8 protein-coding genes are annotated in these 6244 nt (G+C 67.9%); 7 read left to right on the top strand and 1 reads right to left on the bottom strand.

Annotation, left to right across the window (positions count from 1 at the left end; genetic code table 11):
- A complete protein-coding gene (locus tag N5D91_RS21155) occupies positions 1–441 on the top strand; it encodes a hypothetical protein (protein WP_279922741.1) in 441 nt (146 codons plus the stop codon).
- Positions 442–532: 91 nt separating this feature from the next.
- On the opposite strand, the gene ccsA is transcribed toward N5D91_RS21155, so the two are convergent.
- Positions 533–1327, bottom strand: a complete 795-nt coding sequence (gene ccsA / locus N5D91_RS21150) for a cytochrome c biogenesis protein CcsA (protein WP_164160670.1) — start codon at positions 1325–1327, stop codon at positions 533–535.
- A 122-nt stretch (positions 1328–1449) separates the two neighbouring features.
- On the opposite strand from ccsA, the gene ffh reads away from it, so the two are divergent.
- The 6 genes from ffh (at position 1450) to rimM (ending at position 6239) form a co-directional block, all read left to right on the top strand.
- The gene (ffh, locus tag N5D91_RS21145) at positions 1450–2826 is read left to right on the top strand and encodes a signal recognition particle protein (RefSeq protein ID WP_164160673.1); all 1377 of its coding nucleotides are present in this window, start codon (positions 1450–1452) and stop codon (positions 2824–2826) included.
- Between the two features lie 97 nt (positions 2827–2923).
- A complete protein-coding gene (locus N5D91_RS21140; RefSeq protein WP_110711627.1) occupies positions 2924–3358 on the top strand; it encodes a hypothetical protein in 435 nt (144 codons plus the stop codon).
- A gap of 80 nt (positions 3359–3438) precedes the next feature.
- A complete protein-coding gene (locus N5D91_RS21135; protein ID WP_164160676.1) occupies positions 3439–4515 on the top strand; it encodes a nitronate monooxygenase in 1077 nt (358 codons plus the stop codon).
- Positions 4512–5324, top strand: a complete 813-nt coding sequence (locus N5D91_RS21130; protein WP_180855494.1) for an aminotransferase class IV family protein — start codon at positions 4512–4514, stop codon at positions 5322–5324. Before N5D91_RS21135 ends, N5D91_RS21130 begins: the two co-directional genes overlap by 4 nt.
- 97 nt (positions 5325–5421) lie before the next feature.
- Positions 5422–5682: a 30S ribosomal protein S16 gene (gene rpsP, locus N5D91_RS21125; protein ID WP_005415733.1), complete on the top strand. Its 261-nt coding sequence runs from the start codon at positions 5422–5424 to the stop codon at positions 5680–5682.
- Positions 5683–5726: 44 nt separating this feature from the next.
- Complete coding sequence (rimM, locus tag N5D91_RS21120) at positions 5727–6239, top strand: ribosome maturation factor RimM (RefSeq protein WP_153856804.1); 513 nt, start codon at positions 5727–5729, stop codon at positions 6237–6239.
- Positions 6240–6244 lie beyond the last annotated feature (5 nt).

Genomic DNA, 6244 nt, shown 5'->3' with positions numbered 1-6244 from the left:
ATCATCGGCCTGCTGCTGGCCCCCATCGCGCAGGCTGCGCCCGCCTGCCAGGAGCCCACCGCCGTGGCCCGTGCCTTCTACGAGGCAACGACGGGCGATGGCGACCTGCTGGAGCCGCCGGCGGCACTGGTCAGCCCGGCCTTTGGCAAGGCGCTGCGCGGCGAACGCGCCTGCCAGGTACGCGAAGAGGGCATCTGCACGATCGATTCCGACCCCTGGCTGGATGCGCAGGACGGCGACATAGAAACCCCGGTGCGTTACAGCTGGAAAGAGGCGTCGGCCACCGCCGGCCAGGTCGAGATGCGCTATTCGGTATGGAAGAAGGCCTACGTGACCCGCCTGCCGATGGTGCGCCAGGGGCAGGGCTGCTGGCAGGTCGATGACATCCTTACCAACAGCGGCCGCTCGGTACGGAAGATCCTGGCCCAGCCGGTGCCCTGACCTTCTGCGGCATCCACGCAGGGTGCGGCCCTGTTGCCGGCCAGCGGCCGGCGCTACCGGGGTGGGTGCCGACCGTTGGTCGGCACACCGCCTATCGCGTGTGCCCGAACACCAGTTCGATCACGAACTGGCTGCCGAAGAACGCCAGCAGCAGCAACAGCATCGCCGCCAGCGTCCAGTGCACCGCCTTCATGCCGCGCCAGCCATAGCGCCGGCGGCCGATCAGCAGCACGCCGAACACGATCCACGACAGCACGCTCAGCACGGTCTTGTGTACCAGCTTCTGCGCCAGCAGGTCGTCGACGAACAGCACGCCGGTGACCAGGGTCAGGGTCAGCAGCGCGAAGCCGACAGTGATCACCCGGAACAGCAGGGATTCGAGGTCCGCCAACGGCGGCAGGGCACGCAGCCACGGCCGGAATTCACGGCGGCGCAGGGCGCGTTCCTGCAGCCACAGCATGATCGCCAGCAGCGCGGCGATGCTCAACGTCGCGTAGGCCAGCAGCGCCAGCCAGGCGTGGCTGGCCAGGCGCCAGCCCAGCACCTTGCTCGGTTCGTGGCCGTAGCCGTGGTAGGCCAGCAGCAGTACCGCGGCCAACGGGAACACCATCACGCCCAGTGCCGACATCCGCCCGCGCGCGCCGACCAGCGAGGTCAGCCAGGCCATGCCCAGGCCGACCAGCGACAGCGCGGCGAAGAAGTGCATGTCCGGCCCGCCGTTGGTGCGCATCGCCACCATCACGTGGTAGCCGCCATGCAGCAGCATCGCCGGCAGGGCGGGCCACAGCCAGATGGGGGAGCCGGTGCTTTCATCGCGGCCGAGCGCGCGCACCAGCAGGGTACTGGCAGCCAGGTAGAGCAGGACGGCGATGAGAACGATTGTCATCGTTGCAGTTTCGCATACCCCCGCGGTGGTGGCGACGGCCGCGGCGTCGCAGTCCGGCAGGCGTGGCGGACCCGTTATACTGTCTGCCTTATTGTCCCCCGTTTTCAGACAGGTCGTACCGCATGTTCGAGTCCCTGACCCAGCGCCTTTCCGGCACCATCGAGCGCCTGCGTGGCCGCGGCCGCCTGACCGAGGAGAACATCCGCGAGGCCACCCGTGAGGTCCGCATCGCGCTGCTCGAAGCCGACGTTGCGCTGCCGGTGGTGCAGGCCCTGATCGAGCGCATCAAGGTGCGCGCGGTCGGCCAGGAAGTGCTGAAGTCGCTGACCCCGGGCCAGGCCCTGATCAAGGTCGTGCGCGACGAGCTGACCGCGGTGATGGGCGCCGAAGCCAGCGACCTGAACCTCAATGTTCCCGCTCCGGCCATCATCCTGATGGCAGGCCTGCAGGGCGCCGGCAAGACCACCACGGTGGGCAAGCTGGCCAAGCACCTGAAGGAAAAGCGCAAGAAGAAGGTGATGGTGGTCTCGGCGGACGTCTACCGCCCGGCCGCGATCGAGCAGCTGAAGACCCTGGCCGAGCAGGTCGGCGTGCTGTTCTTCCCGTCCAGTGCCGACCAGAAGCCCGAAGCCATCGTCCGCGCCGCCATCGACGATGCGCGCAAGTCGTTCGTCGACGTGCTGCTGGTCGATACCGCCGGCCGCCTGGCCATCGACGAAGCGATGATGGCCGAGATCAAGGCCCTGCATGCTGCGGTGAACCCGGCCGAAACCTTGTTCGTGGTCGACGCCATGACCGGCCAGGACGCGGCCAACACCGCCAAGGCCTTTGGCGATGCGCTGCCGCTGACCGGCGTGGTGCTGACCAAGACCGACGGTGACGCCCGTGGCGGTGCCGCGCTGAGCGTGCGCTACATCACCGGCAAGCCGATCAAGTTCGTGGGTGTGAGCGAAAAGCCGGAAGGCCTTGACGTGTTCCACCCGGACCGTATCGCCAGCCGCATCCTCGACATGGGCGACGTGCTGTCGCTGGTCGAGCAGGTCGAGCAGCAGGTCGACAAGGACAAGGCCGCCAAGCTGGCCGAGAAGGTCGCCAAGGGCAAGAAGTTCGACCTGAACGACATGCGTGACCAGCTCGAGCAGATGCAGAACATGGGCGGCATTGGCGGCCTGATGGACAAGCTGCCGGGCCTGGGCAACATCCCGGACCATCTGAAGCAGCAGGTCAGCCAGGGCAAGGAAGTGCCGCGCATGATCGCCATCATCGGCTCGATGACCAAGAAGGAACGGCGCAACCCGAACCTGCTCAATGGCTCGCGCCGCGCGCGCATCGCCAGGGGCTCGGGCGTGACCCCGGCCGACGTCAACAAGCTGATGAAGCAGTACATGCAGATGGAAAAAATGATGAGCAAGATGGCCGGCGGCGGCATGAAGGGCATGCTGCGCAGCATGAAGGGCATGATGGGCGCCATGGGCGGCCGCGGCATGCCGTTCCGTTGATGTCTGAAAGGGGGAGAGGGCGCAGGTGCCGGGACCGGCACTTGCGTGGCCAGCCCCCTGTTGCTTGACTACGTGTTGATCTGACAAGGGAATGCTCATGAACAAGATGATCGTGGTAGCGGCGCTGGTGCTGGCGCTGGCCGCATGCAAGGACGACACGTCCGTATCGCAGAAGGCCGGCAGTGCCATCAGTGGCACGGCGGCCGATTTCGTCGCCGGCCTGGGCGAAGGCGTGGACAAGCGCATGAACGTGACGCTGCAGGCCGATCCGGGCCTGGCCGCACATGGCCTGACCGTGACCCTGGGCAAGAGCCGCGGCATGGGTTCCAAGGAAGCGGCGGTGTATGTGGTGGCCGACAAGGCCTTCAAGGGCAAGCTGGTGGCGCGCGCGCTGGACGCAGAGGGCACCGAGATCGGCCGCGCAGCGGCCGAGGTGGAGTTCGCCGCAGACGACGCGCGCTACGTGACCTTCCAGTTCAACGAGGAAATGGACAGCCAGCTGGTGCGCACCTACGCGGTGGTGGCGCGCTGATCCTTGCGCGACCGGGTCTACGGATCCGGTCGCGGCGACTGGCGTATGCTGGGTGGTGACTTCTCCCACAGGTATGTCGCGTGAACGCATCGCCGATCCTTGAGCGCGCCGACACCTTCTGTCGGCGTTTTTCATTGCAGCTTCCGATCCTGCTGGCCCCGATGGCCGGCGCCTGCCCGGTGCCGTTGTCGGCTGCGCTGGCCAATGCCGGCAGCATGGGGGCGATGGGCGCAGTGCTGTCGTCATCGGCCGATATCGGCCACTGGATGGATGACTTCCGCGCTGCCTCGACGGGCCCCGCACAGGTGAACCTGTGGGTGCCGGACCCGGCACCGACCCGTGATGTCGCCGCTGAAGCCGCCAGCCGCGCCTTCCTTGCGCAGTGGGGCCCGGACGTGCCGGCCAGTGCTGCCGACGCCACGCCCGCCGATTTCGAAGAACAGTTCGCCGCGCTGCTGGCCGCGCGCCCGGCGGTGGCCTCGACCATCATGGGCGTGCTGCTGCCGCGCCACGTGCAGCAGCTGAAGGACGCCGGCATTGCCTGGATCGCCTGTGCGACCACCCTGTCCGAAGCGCGCGCGGCACAGGACGCCGGTGCAGACGCGGTGGTGGCGCAGGGCGTGGAGGCCGGTGGTCATCGCGGCGCGTTCGATCCGGCGATGGCCGAGCGCCAGCTGGTCGGCCTGTTTGCGTTGTTGCCGCGCCTGGCCGATCACCTGCAGATTCCGGTGATCGCTGCGGGCGGTATCGCCGACGGCCGTGGCATTGCTGCCGCACTCACCCTGGGGGCCAGCGCCGTGCAGATCGGCACGGCCTTCCTGCGCACGCCCGAAGCGGCGATCGCTTCGGCGTGGGCCGATGGATTGGCGGCCAGCGAACCGGAAGATACCTGGCCGACCCGTGCCTTCAGTGGCCGCCTCGGCCGTGGCCTGGCGACCCCCTATGTGCGCGCCGCCGCTGCGGAAGGCGCCCCCGCGCCGCGTCCATACCCGGTGCAGCGCGGCCTGACCGCGCCGATGCGCAGGCAGGCCGTGCAGGAAAATCGTCTGGCGGCGATGCAGGCCTGGGCCGGGCAGTCGGCGTGGATGGCACCGGCACAGCCGGCCGCTGACGTGTTGCGTGGCATGTGGCAGCAGGCGCAGGCGATGCTGCGATGACGCTGACCTGCAACGGCCGGCTGGCGCAGGTGGAGGATCTGCTGCCTGCACTGGTCAACTATGGCCACTTCACCTCGCTGCAGGTGCGCGGCCACGCCGTGCAGGGACTGGACCTGCATCTGGCGCGGCTGTCGCAGGCCACGCGCGAACTGTTCGGCAGCGAACTGGATGTGGCGCAGGTGCAGGGCTGGATGGCGCAGGCGCTGCAACAGGCCGGCCTGGCCGATGCCTCGCTGCGGGTGACGGTGTACTCGCGCCGCTTCGATTTCCGTAATCCGCTGGCGACGGTACCGGTGGACGTTCTTGTGGCCGTGTCTGCACCGGTGGCGCTGGTCGCGCCAAAGCGGGTGCGTAGCGTGGTGTGGCAGCGCGAGCTGCCGCAGATCAAGCACGTCGGTACGTTTGGACTGTTTGCCGAGCGTCGCGCGGCGATGGGCGGGGGCTTTGACGATGCCTTGCTGGTCGGCAGCGACGACTGCATCAGCGAAGGCACGACCTGGAATCTGGCCGTGCACGACGGTCACCAGTTGCTCTGGCCGCGCGCCCCCGCTCTGCGGGGTACCGCCGAGAGTCTGCTGAAGCAGCACTGGCCCGGCCCGCAGGTCACCCGGCCCCTCCCGCGGGCGGCCCTGGCCGGTGTGAAGGCGGCCTTCGCCTGCAACGCCAGCGGCCTATGGGCGCTGGAGGCCATTGACGGGCATGTCCTGCCCGGCTCGGAGGCGCTGGCTGAACAGGGCAGGGCAGTGCTGGCGGCGGTGGCTTGGGACGGCTTGGGGTCAGATCCCTTTTGCGTCGCAAAAGGGATCTGACCCCGGGCGAGCCCCCGGGGTTGGCTCGGCCGGGCTCTGCCGCTATAATCGCCCGCTTACCTCGCCATCCTGGCGACTGGGCAATAGGAAAAACACCATGGTCAAGATTCGACTGACCCGCGGCGGCGCCAAGAAGCGTCCGTTCTACCACATCATCGTCACCGACGTGCGCAGCGCGCGCGACGGCCGCAACATCGAGCGCGTTGGCTTCTACAACCCGGTCGCCCAGGGCGCCGAGAAGCGCATCGAGCTGGACCTGGCCCGCGTTGACCATTGGGTCAAGAACGGCGCCCAGCCGACCGACAAGGTCCGCAACCTGATCAAGGAAGCGACCAAGTCCCAGGCCGCTGCGGCCTGATCCTGACGGGCCACGCTTCGGCGTGGCCCTCTTGGTTGAAGCAGATGAAAGATATCGAGCGCCGCATCCTGCTGGGCAGGGTTGTCGGCGCTTTTGGTGTGCGCGGCGAGATCAAGCTCGAGTCCTGGACCGAGCCACGTTCCGCCATTTTCCGTTACCAGCCGTGGATCGTGCGCAGCCCGTCCGGCGTGGAAACCACGATTGAAGGTGTACGCGGCCGCGACAGCGGCAAGCACCTGGTCGCCCGTTTCCCCGGCGTCGAGGACCGCGATACCGTCGAAGCGATGCACGGCACCGAGATCTACGTGGCCCGCAGTGCATTGCCGCCGCCGAAGCCCGATGAGTATTACTGGGTGGACCTGGAAGGCCTGGACGTGAGGACCGCCGAGGGCGTTGCCCTGGGCCAGGTCTCGCACCTGTTCAGCACCGGCGCCAACGACGTGGTGGTGGTCCGTGGTGACCGCGAGCGGATGATTCCGTTCGTGCAGCCGGACTTCGTCAAGTCGGTCGACTTCGAGGCCAACCTGGTCGTGGTCGACTGGGATCCCGAGTTCTGAGTGTG

Origin of the sequence: Stenotrophomonas sp. GD03794, assembly GCF_029842145.1 — a bacterium.
GTDB classification, from domain to species: Bacteria; Pseudomonadota; Gammaproteobacteria; order Xanthomonadales; family Xanthomonadaceae; genus Stenotrophomonas; species Stenotrophomonas riyadhensis.
Note: the sequence above shows the minus strand (reverse complement) of the source record. Positions and strands in the feature narration are given on the sequence as shown.

Excerpts from the sequence above, each read along its gene's own strand:
- ccsA (WP_164160670.1), bottom strand. The coding sequence starts at position 1,327 with ATGACAATCGTTCTCATCGCCGTCCTGCTCTACCTGGCTGCCAGTACC.
- ffh (WP_164160673.1), top strand. The coding sequence starts at position 1,450 with ATGTTCGAGTCCCTGACCCAGCGCCTTTCCGGCACCATCGAGCGCCTG.
- N5D91_RS21140 (WP_110711627.1), top strand. The coding sequence starts at position 2,924 with ATGAACAAGATGATCGTGGTAGCGGCGCTGGTGCTGGCGCTGGCCGCA.
- N5D91_RS21130 (WP_180855494.1), top strand. The coding sequence starts at position 4,512 with ATGACGCTGACCTGCAACGGCCGGCTGGCGCAGGTGGAGGATCTGCTG.
- rpsP (WP_005415733.1), top strand. The coding sequence starts at position 5,422 with ATGGTCAAGATTCGACTGACCCGCGGCGGCGCCAAGAAGCGTCCGTTC.
- rimM (WP_153856804.1), top strand. The coding sequence starts at position 5,727 with ATGAAAGATATCGAGCGCCGCATCCTGCTGGGCAGGGTTGTCGGCGCT.